This is a genomic window from Variovorax sp. WS11, from assembly GCF_010499245.1.
Taxonomy (GTDB): Bacteria; Pseudomonadota; Gammaproteobacteria; order Burkholderiales; family Burkholderiaceae_C; genus Variovorax.
Window position 1 is genome coordinate 724,016 of record NZ_JAAGOW010000005.1, and the last position, 17,915, is coordinate 741,930.

Annotated in this window: 19 protein-coding genes and 1 pseudogene; 10 read left to right on the forward strand and 10 right to left on the reverse strand. The window is 68.2% G+C overall.

Annotated elements, in window-relative coordinates:
- Positions 1 to 8 precede the first annotated feature (8 nt).
- The gene (locus GXN78_RS38000; RefSeq protein ID WP_106555422.1) at positions 9 to 1,328 is read right to left on the reverse strand and encodes a Rieske 2Fe-2S domain-containing protein; all 1,320 of its coding nucleotides are present in this window, start codon (positions 1,326 to 1,328) and stop codon (positions 9 to 11) included.
- A 160-nt stretch (positions 1,329 to 1,488) separates the two neighbouring features.
- Between GXN78_RS38000 and GXN78_RS38005 the strand changes: the two genes are divergently transcribed.
- The 3 genes from GXN78_RS38005 to GXN78_RS38015 all read left to right on the forward strand — a co-directional run bounded on the left by GXN78_RS38005 (position 1,489) and on the right by GXN78_RS38015 (position 4,002).
- A complete protein-coding gene (locus GXN78_RS38005) occupies positions 1,489 to 2,088 on the forward strand; it encodes a TetR/AcrR family transcriptional regulator (protein WP_106555423.1) in 600 nt (199 codons plus the stop codon).
- A gap of 130 nt (positions 2,089 to 2,218) precedes the next feature.
- The gene (locus GXN78_RS38010; RefSeq protein WP_106555424.1) at positions 2,219 to 3,220 is read left to right on the forward strand and encodes an NADP-dependent oxidoreductase; all 1,002 of its coding nucleotides are present in this window, start codon (positions 2,219 to 2,221) and stop codon (positions 3,218 to 3,220) included.
- Positions 3,221 to 3,297: 77 nt separating this feature from the next.
- Positions 3,298 to 4,002 carry an SDR family oxidoreductase gene (locus GXN78_RS38015; protein WP_106555425.1) on the forward strand — a complete coding sequence of 235 codons (705 nt, stop codon included), beginning with the start codon at positions 3,298 to 3,300 and terminating at the stop codon, positions 4,000 to 4,002.
- Positions 4,003 to 4,053: 51 nt separating this feature from the next.
- On the opposite strand, the gene GXN78_RS38020 is transcribed toward GXN78_RS38015, so the two are convergent.
- Positions 4,054 to 4,968: a LysR substrate-binding domain-containing protein gene (locus tag GXN78_RS38020; RefSeq protein WP_106555426.1), complete on the reverse strand. Its 915-nt coding sequence runs from the start codon at positions 4,966 to 4,968 to the stop codon at positions 4,054 to 4,056.
- Between the two features lie 121 nt (positions 4,969 to 5,089).
- Between GXN78_RS38020 and GXN78_RS38025 the strand changes: the two genes are divergently transcribed.
- From GXN78_RS38025 to GXN78_RS38050, 6 genes are all read left to right on the forward strand, one after another.
- The gene (locus GXN78_RS38025; protein WP_106555427.1) at positions 5,090 to 6,139 is read left to right on the forward strand and encodes a Gfo/Idh/MocA family oxidoreductase; all 1,050 of its coding nucleotides are present in this window, start codon (positions 5,090 to 5,092) and stop codon (positions 6,137 to 6,139) included.
- A 97-nt stretch (positions 6,140 to 6,236) separates the two neighbouring features.
- Entirely contained in the window at positions 6,237 to 6,905 is a 669-nt protein-coding gene (locus GXN78_RS38030) for an amino acid ABC transporter permease (protein ID WP_106555428.1), read from the forward strand.
- A 9-nt stretch (positions 6,906 to 6,914) separates the two neighbouring features.
- A complete protein-coding gene (locus GXN78_RS38035) occupies positions 6,915 to 7,565 on the forward strand; it encodes an amino acid ABC transporter permease (RefSeq protein WP_106555429.1) in 651 nt (216 codons plus the stop codon).
- A 53-nt stretch (positions 7,566 to 7,618) separates the two neighbouring features.
- Positions 7,619 to 8,452 (forward strand): transporter substrate-binding domain-containing protein, encoded by an 834-nt coding sequence (locus tag GXN78_RS38040; RefSeq protein WP_164256293.1) that lies wholly within the window; start codon positions 7,619 to 7,621, stop codon positions 8,450 to 8,452.
- 30 nt (positions 8,453 to 8,482) lie between these two features.
- Positions 8,483 to 9,277 carry an amino acid ABC transporter ATP-binding protein gene (locus GXN78_RS38045; protein ID WP_106555430.1) on the forward strand — a complete coding sequence of 265 codons (795 nt, stop codon included), beginning with the start codon at positions 8,483 to 8,485 and terminating at the stop codon, positions 9,275 to 9,277.
- Between the two features lie 4 nt (positions 9,278 to 9,281).
- The gene (locus GXN78_RS38050) at positions 9,282 to 10,091 is read left to right on the forward strand and encodes a TIM barrel protein (protein WP_106555431.1); all 810 of its coding nucleotides are present in this window, start codon (positions 9,282 to 9,284) and stop codon (positions 10,089 to 10,091) included.
- 2 nt (positions 10,092 to 10,093) lie between these two features.
- On the opposite strand, the gene GXN78_RS38055 is transcribed toward GXN78_RS38050, so the two are convergent.
- From GXN78_RS38055 to GXN78_RS42330, 8 genes and pseudogenes are all read right to left on the reverse strand, one after another.
- Positions 10,094 to 11,230, reverse strand: coding sequence for an acyl-CoA dehydrogenase family protein (locus GXN78_RS38055; protein WP_106555432.1), 1,137 nt, complete (start codon positions 11,228 to 11,230; stop codon positions 10,094 to 10,096).
- A 26-nt stretch (positions 11,231 to 11,256) separates the two neighbouring features.
- Positions 11,257 to 11,952 carry a nitroreductase gene (locus GXN78_RS38060; protein ID WP_106555433.1) on the reverse strand — a complete coding sequence of 232 codons (696 nt, stop codon included), beginning with the start codon at positions 11,950 to 11,952 and terminating at the stop codon, positions 11,257 to 11,259.
- A 34-nt stretch (positions 11,953 to 11,986) separates the two neighbouring features.
- On the reverse strand, positions 11,987 to 12,991 hold the full coding sequence (locus GXN78_RS38065) for a tripartite tricarboxylate transporter substrate binding protein (RefSeq protein ID WP_106555434.1): 1,005 nt from the start codon (positions 12,989 to 12,991) through the stop codon (positions 11,987 to 11,989).
- A 38-nt stretch (positions 12,992 to 13,029) separates the two neighbouring features.
- Positions 13,030 to 14,223, reverse strand: a complete 1,194-nt coding sequence (locus tag GXN78_RS38070; RefSeq protein ID WP_106555435.1) for a CoA transferase — start codon at positions 14,221 to 14,223, stop codon at positions 13,030 to 13,032.
- A 10-nt stretch (positions 14,224 to 14,233) separates the two neighbouring features.
- On the reverse strand, positions 14,234 to 15,136 hold the full coding sequence (locus GXN78_RS38075; RefSeq protein WP_219910059.1) for a CoA-transferase: 903 nt from the start codon (positions 15,134 to 15,136) through the stop codon (positions 14,234 to 14,236).
- On the reverse strand, positions 15,133 to 15,927 hold the full coding sequence (locus GXN78_RS38080; RefSeq protein ID WP_106555436.1) for a CoA-transferase: 795 nt from the start codon (positions 15,925 to 15,927) through the stop codon (positions 15,133 to 15,135). Before GXN78_RS38080 ends, GXN78_RS38075 begins: the two co-directional genes overlap by 4 nt.
- A gap of 133 nt (positions 15,928 to 16,060) precedes the next feature.
- Entirely contained in the window at positions 16,061 to 16,561 is a 501-nt protein-coding gene (locus GXN78_RS38085) for an FCD domain-containing protein (protein ID WP_239143074.1), read from the reverse strand.
- Between the two features lie 117 nt (positions 16,562 to 16,678).
- Positions 16,679 to 16,810 (reverse strand): annotated as a pseudogene (locus tag GXN78_RS42330) (GntR family transcriptional regulator); the annotation flags it as partial.
- A 179-nt stretch (positions 16,811 to 16,989) separates the two neighbouring features.
- Here GXN78_RS42330 and GXN78_RS38090 point away from each other — a divergent pair.
- A complete protein-coding gene (locus GXN78_RS38090; protein WP_164256295.1) occupies positions 16,990 to 17,895 on the forward strand; it encodes a LysR family transcriptional regulator in 906 nt (301 codons plus the stop codon).
- The last annotated feature ends 20 nt before the right edge of the window (positions 17,896 to 17,915 follow it).

A 17,915-nucleotide genomic window follows, 5' to 3' on the forward strand; every position in this document is an offset into this window, starting at 1 on the left:
AGACCTGCTCAGGGCGTGTAGCCGAAGTCGGCGCCGAGCCGCGCCGTCATGGGCCCGCGGCCGGCTTCGTTCCATGCCGCGCCGGTCGGCAGCGTGAGCGAGACGGCGCGCACCATGAAGAGCTCGGGGTCGTCATGGCGCACCGGCTTTTGCTGGCGCTGGTCGAGGTTGCGCACCGATTCGAGCAGCAGGCGCCGTGTCATCGCGATGCCGGTGTCGCTGATGCCCAGGTGCTCCTTCGAGCGATCGTAGATCGGCGCCACGCCGGACTGGCAGGCGGCGTCCTGCACCCACAGGCCCGGCAGGCCGGAGAACCAGGTCTTGGTCTGCGCGTCGTAGTTGAAGAGAAAGGCGCTCTGCAGGTTGAAACGGGTCCAGTACTTCGCGAAGGGCTCGCTTGCGGGGCGCGGCGCGTAGGCGCTCACGCTCGGGTGCCCGGTCTCGCGCCCGGCATGCCCCTGCTCGAAGAGCTGGCGGCTCTTGTCGTAGAGCTTCGACGCCGGCGTGTACGAGAACATGATGCACAGCGTGTGCTCGTCGTCCATCGGCACCCAGGCATGGCCGCTCAGTTCGGGGTACTGCGACTGCGGCGGTACCAGGGTGTAGAAGGGCAGCAGGAACTGGTTGACGCGCCAGTAGCAGTTCTCTGCATCTAGCACGCGGCGCGAGGCGATGCTCATGCCGAAGTCCTGGCGCTTGCATTCGAAGGTGGGGCGCAGGTCTTTCTTGGCGGTCCAGTCGCTGATGGCGCCCTGCTTGTCGATGCGGCCGTGCAGGATCGGTGCGTGGGCGGAGTCGATCTCGCCTTCGATGGCCTGCAGCCAGTTGCACTCCTGCACGCGGAAGCTGACGTGCACGTTGTCCTCGGGCACGAGGTTCCATTCCATGTGGGGCAGCGGCGGGGCGCTGTCGGCATCGGCGCCCATCCAGGCCCAGACGATGCCGTTGCGCTCCTCGCAGCGGTAGTGCTTGATGCGCACCTTGTCCTTGAGCCGGCTGTCGGCGGGCTCTGCCGGCATGTCGACCACGCGACCGTCGGTGCCGAACTTCCAGCCGTGGTAGATGCAGCGCAGGCCGCAGTCCTCGTTGCGGCCGAAGACCAGCGGCGCGCCGCGGTGCGGGCAGGCATGGTCCACCAGGCCGATGCGGCCCTCGCTGTCGCGGAAGGCGATGAGGTCTTCGCCCAGCAGGCGCACGCGCTGCGGCTGGCCGTCGGCCTCGAGGTCCTTCGAGGGGAGGAAAGGAATCCAGTAGAGACGCATCAGCTGGCCCATGGGGGTGCCGGGGCCGATGCGGACCAGGGTTTCGTTGTCTTCGTGGGAGAGCATGGGTTTCGTCGGTCCTGTGCTTTGGTTGATTGGTCCTACCAGATTGGTTGGACATCAATGGTTGGACCAATTGTAGGCAAAGCCGGCCGCTTGTCAACGCCAGCGTGCCGCCTGACGGCATCTCCCAAGGCGTCGCTGTACGTGCTTTGCCAAACGTTGTATGATGCACATCATGCGAATGGAAAAGCACAAAATCAGAACGGCAGCCAAGGAAGCCTCGCACGAGCGCATCGTGTCCGCAGCCGCTCGGGCGATCCGTCGCAGCGGCTACGGCGGCACCGGCGTCGCCGACATCATGAAGGAGGCCGGCCTGACCCATGGCGCCTTCTACGCCCACTTCGAGTCGCGCGAGGCCATGTTGGCGGAAGCAGCGAATCGGGCGTGCGCCGAGTCTGCCGCTGCAGCGGCAGACGTTGTTGCCAGCGTCCCCTCCGGGCAGGCCTTGGCATCCATGCTTCGCACCTATCTCTCGCGGGAGCACCTGGAGCAGGTCGAAATGGGATGCCCACTGGCCGCCCTGGGCTCGGAGACGCCGCGCCAGGCACCCGAGGTGCGCCGGGTGACCACCCGGCACATCAAGGAAATGGTCGATCTTGTCGCCCGCCAGTCGCCTGACTGGGGGCAGCCCGGTGCCCACGAACGAGCCCTTGTGACCGTTGCCACGATGGTGGGCACATTGCTGTTGGCTCGTGCGGTCGACGAGCCCGCACTGTCGGACAGCCTGTGCCAGGCCGCACTGAAGCACCTGCCTCCAGCCTGAATCCACACCCAAAAACGACGCTTCTCGTTCGACCAAAAATATGATGAACATCATGCGAGATGAATATGGATCCTCTGACGACGTCAGCGGTCGTTCGCAAACCTGGCTGCGCCAGGAATAAGGAAGAACCGTGAAGGCATTTGTTCTCGAGCGATACGGCAAGAAGGGTGCGCTGCGGCCGGCAGATATGCCGACCCCGGAACTGCGCGATGACGAAGTCCTGGTCCAGGTCCATGCGGCTGGCGTGAACCTGCTGGACGCCAAGATTCGAGACGGAGAGTTCAAGCTCATCCTGCCCTATCGCCTGCCTCTCGTCCTGGGCCACGATGTGGCAGGCGTCGTGGTCAAGGTTGGACCACGCGTGCAGCAGTTCAAGCTGGGCGATCAGGTCTATGCGCGGGCGGATGACCATCGAATCGGCACCTTCGCTGAATTCGTCCCCGTCAAGGAAGCGTCCGTGGCGCTCAAGCCCCAGGGCCTCACGATGGAAGAAGCTGCGTCCATTCCCCTTGTGGCCTTGACGGCCTGGCAGGCACTGATCGCGAAGGCCGATCTGAAGAAGGGGCAGAAGGTCTTCATTCAGGCGGGCTCCGGCGGTGTAGGCGCCTTTGCCATCCAGTTGGCCAAGCATCTGGGCGCAACCGTTGCCACGACGACGAGCACGACCAATGTCGCGCTCGTGAAGAGTCTCGGCGCAGACGTCGTCATCGACTACCAAACGCAGGACTTCGAGGATGTCCTGCGCGACTACGACGTGGTCCTGAACAGCCAGGACGGCAAGACGCTCGAAAAATCCCTCCGCGTGCTCAAGCGCGGCGGGAAGCTCATCACCATCTCCGGACCGCCCGATCCCGAGTTCGGCAAGGAAATCCGGGCGCCCGGGTTCGTGAAACTGGTCATGCGGCTGCTGAGCTCTGGAATCAGGCGCAAGGCAAAGAGCCGCGGCGTCGGCTTCTCGTTTCTCTTCATGAGGGCGGACGGCAGCCAACTGCGCGAGATCACCCGGCTCTTCGATGCCGGCGTCATCCGCCCGGTGATGGACCGGGTGTTCCCGTTCGACTCCACCAATGAAGCCCTGGCCTATGTCGAAGCAGGCCGCGCAAAGGGCAAGGTCGTCATCAAGCTCAAGTGAGCTTGCTCGCTCGGTGCTGCTGAAAGACCCGAAAGCCGGCAGCTGAATCTGTTTGTTCCTCTCTTTTGGAGATTCCCATGAAGATTGAAAATGCTGTTGCCCTCGTGACGGGTGCCAATCGCGGCATCGGCCTGGCGTTCGCACGCGAGCTGCTCGACCGCGGTGCCCGCAAGGTCTATGTGGGTGCCCGCGACCCGGCGACCGTCACCCAATCCGGCGTTCAGGCGCTGCGACTCGACGTCACCCAACCGGAAGACGTGGCCACCGCCGCGGCGCTGGCGTCGGACGTGTCGCTGCTGATCAACAACGCCGGCATCGCCCAGCCAGGGGGCTTTCTCGCAGCCGATAGCGAAGACGTCGCACGGCGCATCTTCGAGACCAACTTCTTCGCCGTGTTGCGCATGAGCAAGGCGTTCGCGCCGATTCTCAAGGCCAACGGCGGCGGCGCATTGCTCAACGTCCTGTCGGTCGCCTCGTGGATGAACGGCGGCGAGTTGGCAGCCTACTCGGCGAGCAAGTCCGCCGCCTGGTCGCTCACCAATGCCTTGCGCAACGAACTGGCGGCGCAGAAGACGCAGGTACTGGCGCTGCACATGGCCTATGTCGATACCGATCTCACGCGCGGGTTCGATGTCCCGAAGTCGAGCCCTGAGGAGATCGTCAAGCGTGCGCTCGACGGACTCGAGTCGGGCCTCGACGAGGTGCTGGCCGATGAAATCACCCTGCAGGTCAAGCGCGGAATGACGGCGCCGAGGCCCAGCTACCTGCCGCAGGCGTCCTGATATCCAAACCGGACCGGATTGCCAGCGGATGCGACCAACCGGCAGTGGCGACTACCTCGACGCGCGCGTGTTCAGCGCATGCGGCCCGTGCACGAGCTGCTTCTTCAGGAACTCCACGCAGACCCGGACCTTCGCCGAACCCGCGGACCGGCTGCTGGTCATGGCCCAGATGTCCGCCGGCTCGTGGTGGGAGGGCAGCACCCGCACCGCCCGGCCCTCGAGCAGCGGCTGCGCGATGTCCCAGACCGACAGCAGGCAGATGCCCTTGCCGTCGAGGCTCCATCCCCGCACCACGTCGCTGTGGTTCGAACTGAACCTGCTGGTCACCTTGACGGACTCGATGCCCTTCGGTCCCGTCAGCCGCCAGATCCCGAACGGCTGGTCGCGCTCGCGGTACAGCAGGCACTCGTGTTCCGCCAGCTCGGCCACCGAGCGGGGGTGGCCGCGCTGCGCCAGGTAGTCGGGCGAGGCGCAGAGGATGCGCCGGCTCTCGACCATGCGCTGGGCGATGAGCTGCGGCTGGGTCGGATCGCCGATGCGGATGTCGAGGTCGAAGTTCTCGGCGATCAGGTCCACGCGCCGGTCCAGCAGTTCGAGCCAGACCTCGATGCGCGGATGGCGCTTGCCCAGCTCGGAGAGGATCGGCGCTACGTGCTCGCGGCCCAGCCGCTGGCTGGTCGCGATCCGCAGCGGTCCGGCAGGCTCCTTCTTGGCACTGCTGAACGCCTCTGACATCGCGTTCGCGTCGTCGAGGATTCGCTGCGCCCACTGGTAGGCACGTTCACCGTCCTCGGTGATCACCACCCGGCGGGTGGTGCGATGGAAGAGGCGCACGCCCAGCTGCGACTCGAGGATCGCGATGCGCTTGCTGATGTGCGCCGGCGTGGTGCCGATCTCGAGCGAGGCCGCGGCGAAGCCGGAGCGGCGCGCCACCTCGCAGAACACCGCCAGGTCTTTCAGGTCCACGGGCTGTCCACCCTTCGTTTATCAACGATTCGTTGATTCCGAGTCAACTGGATGCGGATTGTATATCCAGCTGTTGTTACTAGACTCCGCCTCAGTTGCACCCAACACCCGCAAAGGACCCATGAGCAAACTCCGCATTGCCGTCATCGGCGCCGGTCTGATCGGCAGGACCCACATCGACTGCGCGTTGCAGAGCCCCGACGTCGAGCTGGTCGGAATCGCCGATCCGACGCCGGCGGCCGCCGAGCTCGCAGCTGCGGCCGGCGTTCCCTGCTTCCCCGACTACCAGAGCCTGCTCGCGCAGGTGAAACCCAGGGCCGTCGTGGTCGCGACGCCCAACGTGACGCACGCGCAGATCACGATCGACTGCCTCGAGCAGGGCGCCGCGGTGCTGGTCGAGAAGCCGATCGCCGACACGCTGGAGGATGGGCGGCGCATCTGCGAGGCCTCGCGTGCCACGGGCCTGCCGGTGCTGGTGGGGCATCAGCGCCGCCACAACCCGATCATGCGCAAGGCCAAGGCGATCGTCGGCGCCGGCACGCTCGGCCGGCCGGTCAGCGCGACGGTGCTGTGCACCTGGCTCAAGCCGCGCGACTACTTCGACGTGGCCTGGCGCCGCCAGCAGGGCGGCGGCCCGATCCTGATCAACCTGATCCACGACATCGACCTGATGCGCCACCTGTATGGCGAGATCGAGGGCGTGCAGGCGCTGGCCTCGAATGCAGTGCGCGGCTTCGACGTCGAGGACACCGCCGCGGTGCTGCTGCGCTTTTGCAACGGCGCGCTCGGCACCGTCACGGTCTCGGACACGACGGCCGCGCCGTGGAACTGGGACCTGAGCGCCGGCGAGGCGGAGCGCTTTCCGCGCCAGGATATCAACGCGCACTTCTATTCGGGCACGGAAGGCTCGCTGACGCTGCCGCGCCTCGAGGTCTGGCGCTATCGGCAGGATCAGGGCGCCGCCGAGGGCTGGCACGACCCGCTGACGATGGAGCGCACCGCCGTGCACACCGCCAGCCCGTACAGCGAGCAGATGCGCCACTTCGCCGCCCTCGTCGAAGGCCGGGAAGAACCGGTCTGCTCGGCGTTGGACGGCTTGCGCACGCTGGAAGCGACCCTGGCGGTGACGCAGGCGGCGGCCACGGGAAGCCAGGTGCTGCTGCCCCGCTAGGGGCGCACCGCCGCGCGCGCCGGGCCCGGCGCGCGGCGCTCGAACACGGGGCCCGTCGCGATCGAAGAAGAACCGCTCAACGAGACAAGAGCACACCATGAACTACAGATTCGACTTCGCCGTGCTGCTGCCGCACTGGGAACAGTTCGCGCAGGGCTGCTGGCTGACGCTGCGGCTCTCGGCCATCGCGGTCGCGATCGGCCTGGCCATCGGCCTGGTGACGGTGCTCGCCAAGCGCGCCTCGATCGCGCCGCTGCGCTGGTCGGCCGAGAGCTACATCGAGCTCATCCGGAACACGCCCTTCCTGGTCCAGGTGCTGTTCATCTTCTTCGGGTTGCCGTCGCTCGGCGTCAGCCTCACGCCGAACACGGCGGCGGTGCTGGCGCTGAGCCTGAACCTGGGGGCCTTCTCGGCGGAGATCATCCGCACCGGCATCGAGTCGGTCCCGCGCGGCCAGTTCGAGGCCGGTGCCGCGCTCGGCCTGAGCCCTTTCCAGACCTTTCGCCACGTCGTCTTCAAGCCCGCGCTGCGCACGGTCTACCCTGCGCTGGCCGGGCAGTTCGTGATGCTGCTGCTCACCACCAGCATCGTCTCGTCGATCTCCGCCGAGGAGCTGACCTCGATCGCGCAGAACGTCGACTCGGCCACCTTCCGCAGCTTCGAGGTCTACATCGTCGCGGCGCTGCTCTACCTGGCGATGTCCACGATCTTCTCGACGGTCTTCAAGGCGATCGATCGCCTGTACTTCTCCTATCCCACCAAGTGAGCGACGGCCATGATTCGCGACTTCACGCTGACGGAATTCTGGGTCATTGCGAGCGGCCTCTGGGCCACGCTGCTGCTCTCCGGCATCGCCTTCCTCGGCGGCGGGCTGGCCGGGCTCGGCGTGGCGCTCGCGCGCACCGCGCCGGTGAAGGCGCTGCGCCTGGCGGCCGGCGTGTTCATCGACTTCTTCCAGGGCACGCCGATGCTGCTGCAGCTGTTCCTGGTGTTCTACGGCCTGCCGGTGTTCGGGCTGAAGGTCAATGTCTGGATCGCGGCGGCCGTGGGGCTGACGCTGCATGCCGGCGCCTTCCTCGGCGAGATCTGGCGCGGCGGCATCCAGGCCGTTCCGCGCGGGCAGTCGGAAGCGGCCGACGCGCTCGGGCTGACCTACTGGAGCCGCATGCGCCACGTCGTGCTGCCGCAGGCGCTGCGGATGTCCTTCGCGCCGACGGTGGGCTTCCTGGTGCAGCTGATCAAGGGCACCTCGCTCGCGGCCGTCATCGGTTTCGTCGAGCTCTCCCGCTCGGGCCAGCTCGTCTCCAGCATCACCTACAAGCCGCTGCTGGCCTTCGGCCTGGTCGCGCTGTGCTACTTCGCGATCTGCTTCCCCCTGTCGCGCTACAGCGCCCGGCTGGAGAAGCGCTTCGCCATCGGCAACTGACCCATTCCCACAAAGACCCGCGGACTTCCGCATCCACCCGAGGAGCTCACACTATGATTCGACAATTCACCCGCCGCGCCGCGATCGCGCTGTCGCTGGCGCTCGCGATGACCGGCCTTGCGCAGGCGCAGAAAGTGGCCGAGATCAAGAAGTCCGGCGTGCTGAAGGTCGGGGCGCAGGTCGCCCAGGTGCCCTGGGGCTTCAGCGACAAGAACAACAAGCTGACGGGCTACGACATCGAGTTCGCGGAACTGCTCGCGAAGGACCTCGGCGTCAAGCCCGAGTTCACGCCGGTGACCGTGGCCAACCGCACCGCGGCGCTCCTGACCGGGCAGGTCGACATGCTGGCCGCGGTCGTCACGATCCTCGCCGACCGGCAGAAGGTCGTGCTGTTCTCGCGCCCCTATTCGTACCTCGAGACCGTGCTGATCGGCAAGACATCGCTGCCGGCGGTGAACGGCTACGCCGAGCTCAAGGGCAAGCGCATCGGCGTGCCGCGCGGCAGCGTGCAGGATTCGGCCGTGACGCAGGCGAACACCGGCGCCACCATCCAGCGCTTCGACGACGACGCGGCGGCGGTGCAGGCGCTGCTCTCGGGGCAGGTGGACCTGGCCGGGGCGGCCCATACGCAGCTCGGCTCGATCGCGCAGATCGCGGGCCCCGGCAAGTACGACATCAAGCTCGTGGTGGCCCGCGGCTTCCAGGGGGCCGCCGTGCGCCCGGGCGAGCGCGAATGGGTGAGCTACATCAACGACTTCATCGGCCGCAAGATCGCCAGCGGCGAATTGAATGCGCTCTACAAGAAGTGGATCGGGCAGGACATGAACCGGGAGATGCCGGCCACCGGCGAGACCGAAGCGGCCCTGCCAGTGGTCGTGGGCAAGTAGCCCGGGCACGGCACACCGGGAGCGACGACGATGACCTCCAAGGACTCCGGCATCACGCCGGACCACGCCGTGCCGCGCGCGGTCGGCAGCGAAACCATCATCACGATGGAAGACGTCAGCAAGTGGTACGGCGCGGTGCGGGTGCTGACCGACGTCAACCTGAAGGTGCGCCGGGGCGAGCGCATCGTGATCTGCGGGCCCTCGGGCTCGGGCAAGTCGACCACCATCCGTTGCATCAACCGGCTCGAGCCCTACCAGAAGGGCCGCATCGTGGTCGACGGCATCGACCTCGGCGCCAGCGCCAGGAACGTCAACGCGGTGCGCGCCGAGGTCGGCATGGTGTTCCAGCAGTTCAACCTGTTCCCGCATCTGACGGTGCTGGAGAACTGCATGCTCGCGCCGATGAAGGTGCGCGGCACGCGCAAGGACGAGGCCGAGGCCATCGCGATGAAGTACCTGACGCGCGTGCGCATCCCCGATCACGCGAAGAAGTACCCGGCGCAGCTCTCGGGCGGCCAGCAGCAGCGCGTGGCGATCGCCCGGGCGCTGTGCATGACGCCCAAGATCATGCTCTTCGACGAGCCGACCTCGGCGCTGGACCCCGAGATGGTCAAGGAGGTGCTGGACACCATGATCGGCCTGGCCGAGGAGGGCATGACGATGCTGTGCGTGACGCACGAGATGGGCTTTGCGCGCAGCGTCGCGCACCGGGTGCTGTTCATGGACTGCGGCGAGATCGTCGAGCAGGCGCCGCCGGAGGAGTTCTTCGTCAACCCGAGGCACGAGCGGCTGCGCGATTTCCTCGGCCAGATTCTTCACAAGTAGGACCATGATCGCGTTGTCCCTCTCCCACCTGACGGTGCTCGATGTGGCGCCGCCGGCGCTGTTCGATCTGGCTGCCGGGGCCGGCTACCAGGCTGTCGGCATCCGCATTCTTCCTGCCGTGCCCGGCGCGGTCTCCTATCCGCTCGACCGCCTCGCGGTGGTGGCGTGGCGGCGCCGCATGGCCGACACCGGCGTCGGCGTCCACGACGTGGAGTTCATCCCGCTGACGCCGGAGCTTCGCGTCGGCGATTACGCGCAGGCCCTGGCGCTGGCCGCCGAGCTCGGCGCGAAGCGGCTCAACGTGTCCGGCGACGACGCGGACTTCGATCGCCTGGCCGAGCGCTTCGGCGCGCTGTGCGATCTGGCCGCCGGTGTCGGTCTCGGCGTCGACCTGGAGTTCATGCGCTTCCGCATCGTCGGCACGCTGCAGCAGGCGCTGGACGTCATCGCGCGCGCGGGGCGGCCGAACGGCCGGCTGCTCATCGACCTGCTGCATCTGTTCCGCTCCGGCGGCACGGCCGAGATGCTGCGGGCCGTGCCGTCGAGCGCCTTCGGCTCGGTGCAGCTTTGCGATGCGCCCCGCAAGGATCCGACGGACGCCGGCCTCGCGGACGAGGCGCGCCAGGGGCGCTTGTTCCCGGGCGAAGGCGAGCTGCCGCTTGCGGCCTTCATGGACGCGCTGCCGGCCGACATCGCCGTGGGGGTGGAGGTGCCGGCCGCCGCGACCCACCCTGCGCTCGGGCCTGCGGAACTCGCCGCGAGAGCCTGCGCGGCATCGCGCGCGCTGCTCGAGGCCTGGCGGCCGTCGCGCTGAGCTCAGGCCAGCAGCTGCTTCGCAATCATGTTGCGGTGGATCTCCGAAGCCCCTTCGTAGATCCGGAGCACGCGCAGGTCCCGGTACACGCGCTCCACGACCGTGCCGCGGCAATACCCCGACCCCCCGAAGATCTGCAGCGCCTTGTCCGCGATGCGGCAGGCCGCCTCGGTGCAGATCACCTTCACCATCGAGGCCTTCATGCGCGCCTCCTCGCCGCGCATCGCGCGCCACACCGCCTCGAACAGCACCATGCGTGCGGCATGCAGGTCCATCGCCATGTCCGCGATCATGTGCTGGATGGCCTGGTGCTCGGCCAGCGCCTGGCCGAAGGTGATGCGGGTCTTGGCATGCTCGATGGTCTGCTCCAGCGCGATCTGCGCCGGGCCCAGGGCCTGGCAGCCGACATTGAGACGGCCCTCGTTCATGCCCGACATCGCATAGCGCAGGCCGCGCCCTTCCTCGCCGAGCAGGTTTTCCGCCGGAATGCGGCAATCGGTGAAGGCGATCTCGCACAGGCTGTTGTCCATCCAGCCCATGGTCGGCATGGTGCGCGTGACCGCGAAGCCGGGCGTCTTCGTGTCGAGCAGGAAGGCCGAGATGCCGTTCTTGCCGGCCTTGCGGTCGGTCGAGGCCAGCACCGTGATCGAGTGCGCGTGGTTCGCGTTCGAGATGAAGGTCTTGGTGCCGTTGAGCACGTAGTGCTCGCCGTCGCGCACCGCCGTGGTCGCCATCTTGGCCGCGTCCGAGCCCGCTTGCGGCTCGGTGATCGCGATGCAGTTGCGCGATTCGCCGGTGGCGATCTTCGGCAACCACTTCTTCTTGATCGCCTCCGACCCATGCTCCACGATGATGTGCACGCCGGGCCCGATGGTCGAGCGCACGAAGGGCCAGAACTGCGGCGGCAGGCGCGCCAGCTCCAGCTGCACGGCCACGCTGGTCAGGTGGTCGACCGGCGAGCCGCCGTAGGCCTCGGGAATCGCCATGCCGTAGAAGCCCATCTCGCGCAGCGTGTGCTCCACCTGTTCCGGCACGATGCCGGTCTCGTGGTATTGCGGCTCGAGCTGGAGCAGTGCGTCGACGGCCTCGCGCGTGGCGGCGCGCATGGCTTCGGCATCGGGGTCCAGGTTGAAATCCATCGTGGCTCCAGAAAAGAAAGGTGGGGTCAGTCGTCCACCCAGCGCACCGCCTCTTCAAGCGGTGCGCGCGTGGTGCGAAAGCGGTTGGCCGGGTGGCCGGTGTCTTCGTAGCCGAAGGAGATGCCGCACACCACGCGCCGGTCATCGCCCAGCCCGAAGTGCGACCGGATCAGCCCGGAATGCGAGGCCAGCGCCGCCTGCGCGATGCAGGCCACGCCGAGGCTGCGCGCCGCGAGCATGAAGTTCGCCACGTAGGCGCCGCAGTCGATCGCGCCGTAGACGCCCAGTGCCTCGGCGGTGCTGACGACGGCCACGTGGGGCGCGCCGAAGAAGCGGAAGTTCTCCAGCGTCTGGCGCGCCGAGCCCTCACGGTCGCCGCGCGCCACGCCGACGCTTTCGTACAGCGCATAGCCGCATTCGCGGCGGCGCTGCAGGTAGGCGCCCTGGTACTCGCGCGGCCAGGGGAAGTCGGGCGCCGCAGGCTCGCGCGCGTGGGCGAACATGGTCTGGCGGAAGCGCTCGGTGCCGGCGCCACGGGTGATCGCCAGCTGCCACGGCTGCGCGTTGCACCACGAGGCCGTGCGCTGCGCGAGCGCGAGGATGCGTTCGATGGTGGCCTGCGGCACGGGTTGCGGCAGGAAGCCACGGCAGCTGTAGCGCTCGGCGAGCAGGCGCTCTAGCGCGTCGGCATCGGGGAAGGAGGAGGGCGTGGTCGTGTTCATGAGGCAGAGGGTGCCACGGCGCCGACGTGCGCTGTCATTTGCCTTCGATCTTTGCGTCGCGGATCACCGCGGTCCAGATGCCGTACTCGTCCGCGATGCGGCGCGCGAACTCCGCAGGCGTGCTGCCGGTGGCGGCGGCGCCGGCGATCTCGAATTTCTGCTGCACCTCGGGCAGCGCGAGCGCCTTCACCACCGCGTCGTTGAGCTTCGCGATCACCGGGGCCGGCGTGCCCTTGGGCGCGACCAGCCCGAACCACACCTCGGCCTCGAAGCCGGGCAGGGTCTCGGCAATGGGCGCGGCGCCGGGCGCGAGCGGCGAAGCCTTCTTCGAGGCCACGCCCAGCATGCGCACCTTGCCCTCTTTGATGAAGGCATTCATCTGCGAGGACGTGGTGCTCAGCAGTACCTTCGACTCGCCGGTGAGGATGGCCTGCGTGGTCGGCGCCTGGCCCTTGTAGGGCACGTGCACCATCTGGATGCCGGCCTGCTGGCTGAAGAGCTCGGTGGCGAGGTGGCCGAAAGAGGCCGGCCCGGCGGTCGCGTACTCCAGCTTGCCGGGATTGGCCTTCGCATGGGCGATGAGCTCGCGCACGTTGGTCGCCGGCACCACCGGGTTCGTCGTCAGGATCATCGGCTGAAGCGACACCAGCGAGACCGGGGCGAAGTCCTTGAGCGCGTCGTAGTTGGCCTCCTTCGAGATCTGCGGCGAGATCACCAGCCCGTTGTTCGGGAACAGCAGCGTGTAGCCGTCGCCCGGTGCGTTGGCCACGAACTTCGCGCCCAGCACGGCCGCCGCGCCGGGCTTGTTCTCCACGATCACCGGCTGGCCCAGGAAGCGCTGCATCGGCTCCTGCAGCGTGCGCGCCAGCACGTCGGTGGTGCCGCCGGGCGGGTAGGGGACCACGATCGTGATCGGCCTGCTCGGAAAGCCCGCGGCCTGCGCGTGCGCGAACTCCGGCAAGGCGCAGGCGCACAGCGCGCAGAGGCCGAGCAGGGTTGCCAGAAGGCTGCGGCGCGGCGCATCGATTCCTGGGGTCATCGCTTGTCTCCTTGGTTTGGAATTCGTGGCGCCGGCGCTCAGGCCTTCACGTGCAGCGCGCCCTGCTCGCGCAGTGCGGCGATGCGCGGCTCGCTCCAGTTCAGCCAGTCGGCGAGGAGCGCGGGCCCGTCTTCCCCCAGGCCGGCGACCCGGTTGCGCGCATGCGCGGCGGTGTGCGCGAACCGGAAGGCGGGGTTGGGCACCTGGAAGGCGCCGGCGCCGTCGTCGATGGTCTGCAGCGCCCCGCGCTCCACCAGCGGCGGCAGTTGCATCGCCTCGCGCACGGTGTAGTAGCGCGAGCAGGGCACGCCGGCCGCGTGCATGGCGGCCTCGCAGTCGGCCGCGGTCTGCGGCGCGGCCCAGTCGTCCAGCAGCTGCATGAGCTCGGACCAGTGGTGCTCGCGCTCGGTGCCGGTGGAAAAGCGCGGGTCGCCGATCCACTCCGGATGGCCGACGCCGCGCGCCAGCGCCTCGAAGTTGTTCTGGCTCACCGGCGCGATGATCACGAAGCCATCGCTCGCGCGCGTGGGCTTGTACAGCGGCCGGCGCCGCTCGGCCGGGAACTGCGCCTCCTGGCATTCGTAGACCAGCATGCCCAGCATGGCATCCATCAGCGAGAGGTCGACCTGGTCGCCCTGGCCGGTGCGTGCCGCGCGAAACAGCGCCGCCTGGATCGCCCCGAAGGCCAGCGAGCCGCCGAGCACGTCGGCCACGAAGATACCGTTCTTGAGCGGCCGCTCGATGTCGCCTTCCTGGTAGTCCAGGTTGGCCATGTCGTAGCCGCTGGCGGCCTGCAGCACGGGGGCGTAGGCGCTGCGGCCGGCCCAGGCGCCCTCCTGGCCGAAGCCGGAGATCGAGCAATACACCAGCTTCGGGTTCAGGGCCGAGAGCGACGCGTAGTCCAGGCCGAGCCGCTTCATCACGCCGGGGCGGTAGTTCTCCACCACCACGTCGCAGCGCACGACCAGCTCGCGGATGGCTGCGATCGCCTCGGGCTTCTTCAGGTCCAGCGCGATGCTCTTCTTGCCGGCGTTGAGCTGTGCGAAGTAGGTGCTGCGGCCCTGGCGGCGCGGCGGGCGCATGCGGATGTGGTCGCCCTCGGGCGGCTCGACCTTGACCACCTCGGCGCCGAGGTCGGCCATCAGCCGGGTGGCGTAGGGGCCCGACATCATGGCGGTGAAGTCGAGCACGCGCACGCCGTCGAGGATGCCGGGGCGGGTATCGGCCGTCATCGGTGCTGCCTCACTCGGCGAGGTTGGTTTCGGACACGGCGAGGCCCGCGAGGCGCGAGGCGCCCAGCGTGTCGAGGTAGGCCGCGTGGTCGGCCGGGCCGCGCACGTGCCGATCGAGGTAGGCGGCGAAGCTCTCGTCCCTGGCACTGGCCTTCACGTAGTCCTTCAGGTGCCGCTCGTCGGTGCGGTAGAGCGTGGGCGATGCCGTGGGATGCGCGCCGTAGGGCGCTTCCACCACCGCGTCCACCATCGCGCTCGGCAGCTTGGTCAGGTGGTTGTGCCGGCGGATGGTCTCGCTGGAGACGATGCGGTCCACCGAGACGATCACGCGCCGGCTGGCCTGCGCCAGCATGGCGTCGAAGAAGGGCGAGGCCAGGTACTGCACGTTGCCGTGCTCGTCGGCCTGCTGCGCGTGCAGCAGGCACACGTCGGGCTTGATCGCGGCGACGGCGAGCATCCTGCGCTCGCCTTCCTTGTGCGGCAGCGGCCAGTAATGTTCCGGCGCATGCTTCGGCAAGTCAGTGCCGAGGTCGGGCACCGGCATCCAGGGCAGGTCGCAGATGCCGGCGCGCAGGCCGCCGGCGATGGCGGGGCCGTCGAGGTCCACCACCTTGAGCGTGCCGGCCTCCGCCTGCTTGCGGAAATGCGGCGCCAAGCCGAACTGCTCGAAGCTGATGAACACGCAGGCCGTCTGGCGCGCGCAGCCGGCGCCGATGAGCATGTCCGGCGCGATGGAGCCCGGCGCCGGGATCAGCGACAGCTCGCGCGCGCCCTTGCGGATGAGTGCCCGCACCAGGGCCATCGGCTGGGCGTTGAAGATCCAGCCGCCGAGGCCGACGGTCGCACCGTCGGGAATGGTCGCCACGGCCTCGGCCGCGGACATCAGTTTGCTTGTGGAGCGCATGGTGGTCATGGGAACTTGCGGCGCAGCGTGGCGCGGGTGTCGACGCGGGTGCGCAGGAGGTGCAGCTCCTCGGCCGTCGGCATCGGGGTGACGGGCGGCTCGCCCTCGACCAGCAGCTCGAAGCCGGTGGCCGCGTGGACCTGGTCCAGCGTCACGCCCGGATGCACCGAGCGCACGCGCATCGCCTTGGACACCGGCTCGAAGTCGAACACGCCCAGCGGCGAGACGACCAGCTTCGGACCGCCCGGCGGCAGCCCGGCGCGCTCGCGCGAATCGCCGCCCTCCATGTGGCCGGGTCCGCAGAGGAAGTCCACCCGCGGCACGAAGGCGCTCTTGTCGTGGCGCGTGAGCGCGACGTAGAAGCGCTTCGCCAGCCCGCACAGCGCGCTGATGCCCACCGTGCCGGGCCCGCGCACCTTGGGCCGGGCGGGGTCGCCGACCGCCACCGTGTTGATGTTGCCGAAGCGATCGACCTGCAGCGCCGAGAGGATCGCGAAGTCGAAAAAGTGGATCTTCCAGTCGATGAAATCGATCATGTTCGGAAGGTCCATCCACGCCTCCGAGCTCTCGATGTTCTCGAAGTCGGCGGTGGAAAGCAGGTGGTCGCGCACGGGGTTCACCATGCCGCCGGGCCCGGAGATCCACCACAGGCGCGGCGCCTGCATGTGGCGCGCGAGGTTGCAGGCCGCGAGCTGGATGTCGGAGTTGGTGCCGATGATCACCTTCTCGCCATCCGCCATGTCGCGCGCGAGCAGGACGGCGAGCAACTCGCCGGTCGAGGGGCTTTCGCCTGGTTGCATTGCGTCTTTCTTTAAATGGTCCAACCATTGAGACGATAGTGGCGCAAGCGGGTGCTGTCAAGCGGGGTGGCCCGCGGCAGGCGCAATAAAAAAAGCCGCCGGCGATGCGGCGGCCCGGGAGGGAAGCGGCGCGTCAGCGCACGGCGGCGGCAGCGCTCCTGCGCTTCGGCTTGGGCGCCGCGGGCGCGGCACCGCGGTCCTCCACGCGCGACAGGTAGCCGCGCTGCAGGCGCCGCAGGCTGGCCTCCATCTCGGCCACGGCCGCCTCGGCGTCGCGCGCCGCGAAGTGCTTCATGAAGCGCCGCCGCGAGGGCAGCACGAAGGCGTTGTCGACATTGCCGATCTTGCGCACGAACTCGCCCAGCACGTCGAGCAGGCCGTCCATCACCGTCACCATGATCGGATTGCCGGTGGCGCGCGCGAGCAGGCGGTGGAAGTCGAGGTTGCGGCGCGCGCGGGCCTCGAAATCGCCTTCCTCCAGCGCCTGCGCGGTCTGCTCGATGTTGGCGCTGAGGGCGGCGATGTCTTCGGGCGTGGCGCGCTTGCAGGCCTCGCGCACCATCACGGATTCGAGCCAGATGCGCGCCTCGGTCAGCTGCTCGGGGTGGATCGAACCCATGTGGTACATGTCCATCAGCCCGGTGCTGATGGCCTCGCCGCTGCGCTCGCTGATGAAGGCGCCGCCGGTGGCGCCTTTCTGCAGCCGGATCAGGCCCGCGTGCTCCAGCGAGCGCAGCGCCTCGCGCAGGGTGTTGCGCGAAACGCCGAATTGCTCCGACAGCGCACGCTCCGAGGGCAGGCGGCTGCCGACCTTGAGCCGGCCCTCGGCCAGCTCGGTGCGGATCTGCTGGGCGATTTCCTCGAAGGCGCGGGCCGAGCGGATGGCCTTGAAGGAGGGGCGGCGGCGGGATGCGGGGCGGAGAGGGCGGCGGCGGGCATGGTGGCCCCTTTCAAAGGCATAAAAGTTGGACCTTTATACCAATGTTCGGCAATGCTGCGGCCCCATGGCATGGATCAAGACGCACTAGGCTTGCGAGATCTCCCACTGTGAATCCTCAGCCAATGAACGACCGAATCCGCGAGCTCGATGTCTTCCTGCGCGTGACCGAGGAAACCAGCTTTTCGGCCGCGGCGCGCAGCCTGGACTGCGACCCGTCCACCGTCAGCAAGCTGATCCAGCGCCTGGAGGATCGCCTGCAGGTGCGCCTGTTCCACCGCACCTCGCGCGTGCTCAAGCTCACGCGCGAGGGCCAGCAGTTCCTGGAGAGTGCGCACCGTGTCATGGATGCGCTGGAGGAGGCCGAGAACGGCCTGACGCAAAGCCGCGCGGTGGCCTCGGGCGTGCTGCGCATCAACAGCCCGCTGCTGATCGCGCAGCACCAGCTGTCGCCGCTGGTGCCGGAGTTTCTCGAGAAGCACCCCGGCATGCGGGTGGAGTTCATCCTCACCGGCACACCCATCGACCTGTTCGAGAACCAGATCGACATCTCCTTCCAGAGCGGGAACATTCCCGATTCCTCCATGGTCGCGCGCCGCATCGCCACCACCCGCTGGACCTTGTGCGCGGCGCCCAGGTACCTGGCGAAGGCAGGCGTTCCCCGAACCGTCGAGGACCTGCGCGCCCACAACTGCCTGAACTTCCTGGCCGGGTCCTTTCGCAGCACCTGGCCGATGCAGGTGCGCGGCGATGCGGCGGCCATCGAGGTCAAGGGCAACATCGGCAGCAACTCGGCCGAACTGCTGCGCTCCTTCGCGGGCGAGGGCATGGGCATCGCGCGCCTGTCGGAGCTGCTGGTGGGCGCCGACCTCGCCTCCGGCCGGCTGGTGCGGGTGCTCGAGGCCTTCCAGCACGAGGCGGAGGAACCGCTCTTCGTGGTGTATCCGAGCAAGCGCAACCTGAGCCTTCGGGTGCGCGCCTTTCTCGACTTCCTCAACGACAAGTTCAAGGCCGGGTGGACCGGTCTTTAGGCTCATGACGCGATGGCCGA

Bases quoted from the DNA above. Each gene is read 5' to 3' on its own strand.
- GXN78_RS38050 (WP_106555431.1), top strand. From the start codon at position 9,282: ATGATCGCGTTGTCCCTCTCCCACCTGACGGTGCTCGATGTGGCGCCG.
- GXN78_RS38035 (WP_106555429.1), top strand. From the start codon at position 6,915: ATGATTCGCGACTTCACGCTGACGGAATTCTGGGTCATTGCGAGCGGC.
- GXN78_RS38030 (WP_106555428.1), top strand. From the start codon at position 6,237: ATGAACTACAGATTCGACTTCGCCGTGCTGCTGCCGCACTGGGAACAG.
- GXN78_RS38080 (WP_106555436.1), bottom strand. From the start codon at position 15,927: ATGCAACCAGGCGAAAGCCCCTCGACCGGCGAGTTGCTCGCCGTCCTG.
- GXN78_RS38055 (WP_106555432.1), bottom strand. From the start codon at position 11,230: ATGGATTTCAACCTGGACCCCGATGCCGAAGCCATGCGCGCCGCCACG.
- GXN78_RS38005 (WP_106555423.1), top strand. From the start codon at position 1,489: ATGATGCACATCATGCGAATGGAAAAGCACAAAATCAGAACGGCAGCC.
- GXN78_RS38040 (WP_164256293.1), top strand. From the start codon at position 7,619: ATGATTCGACAATTCACCCGCCGCGCCGCGATCGCGCTGTCGCTGGCG.
- GXN78_RS38065 (WP_106555434.1), bottom strand. From the start codon at position 12,991: ATGACCCCAGGAATCGATGCGCCGCGCCGCAGCCTTCTGGCAACCCTG.
- GXN78_RS38075 (WP_219910059.1), bottom strand. From the start codon at position 15,136: ATGACCACCATGCGCTCCACAAGCAAACTGATGTCCGCGGCCGAGGCC.
- GXN78_RS38015 (WP_106555425.1), top strand. From the start codon at position 3,298: ATGAAGATTGAAAATGCTGTTGCCCTCGTGACGGGTGCCAATCGCGGC.
- GXN78_RS38085 (WP_239143074.1), bottom strand. From the start codon at position 16,561: ATGGACATGTACCACATGGGTTCGATCCACCCCGAGCAGCTGACCGAG.
- GXN78_RS38070 (WP_106555435.1), bottom strand. From the start codon at position 14,223: ATGACGGCCGATACCCGCCCCGGCATCCTCGACGGCGTGCGCGTGCTC.
- GXN78_RS38000 (WP_106555422.1), bottom strand. From the start codon at position 1,328: ATGCTCTCCCACGAAGACAACGAAACCCTGGTCCGCATCGGCCCCGGC.
- GXN78_RS38045 (WP_106555430.1), top strand. From the start codon at position 8,483: ATGACCTCCAAGGACTCCGGCATCACGCCGGACCACGCCGTGCCGCGC.
- GXN78_RS38090 (WP_164256295.1), top strand. From the start codon at position 16,990: ATGAACGACCGAATCCGCGAGCTCGATGTCTTCCTGCGCGTGACCGAG.
- GXN78_RS38060 (WP_106555433.1), bottom strand. From the start codon at position 11,952: ATGAACACGACCACGCCCTCCTCCTTCCCCGATGCCGACGCGCTAGAG.
- GXN78_RS38025 (WP_106555427.1), top strand. From the start codon at position 5,090: ATGAGCAAACTCCGCATTGCCGTCATCGGCGCCGGTCTGATCGGCAGG.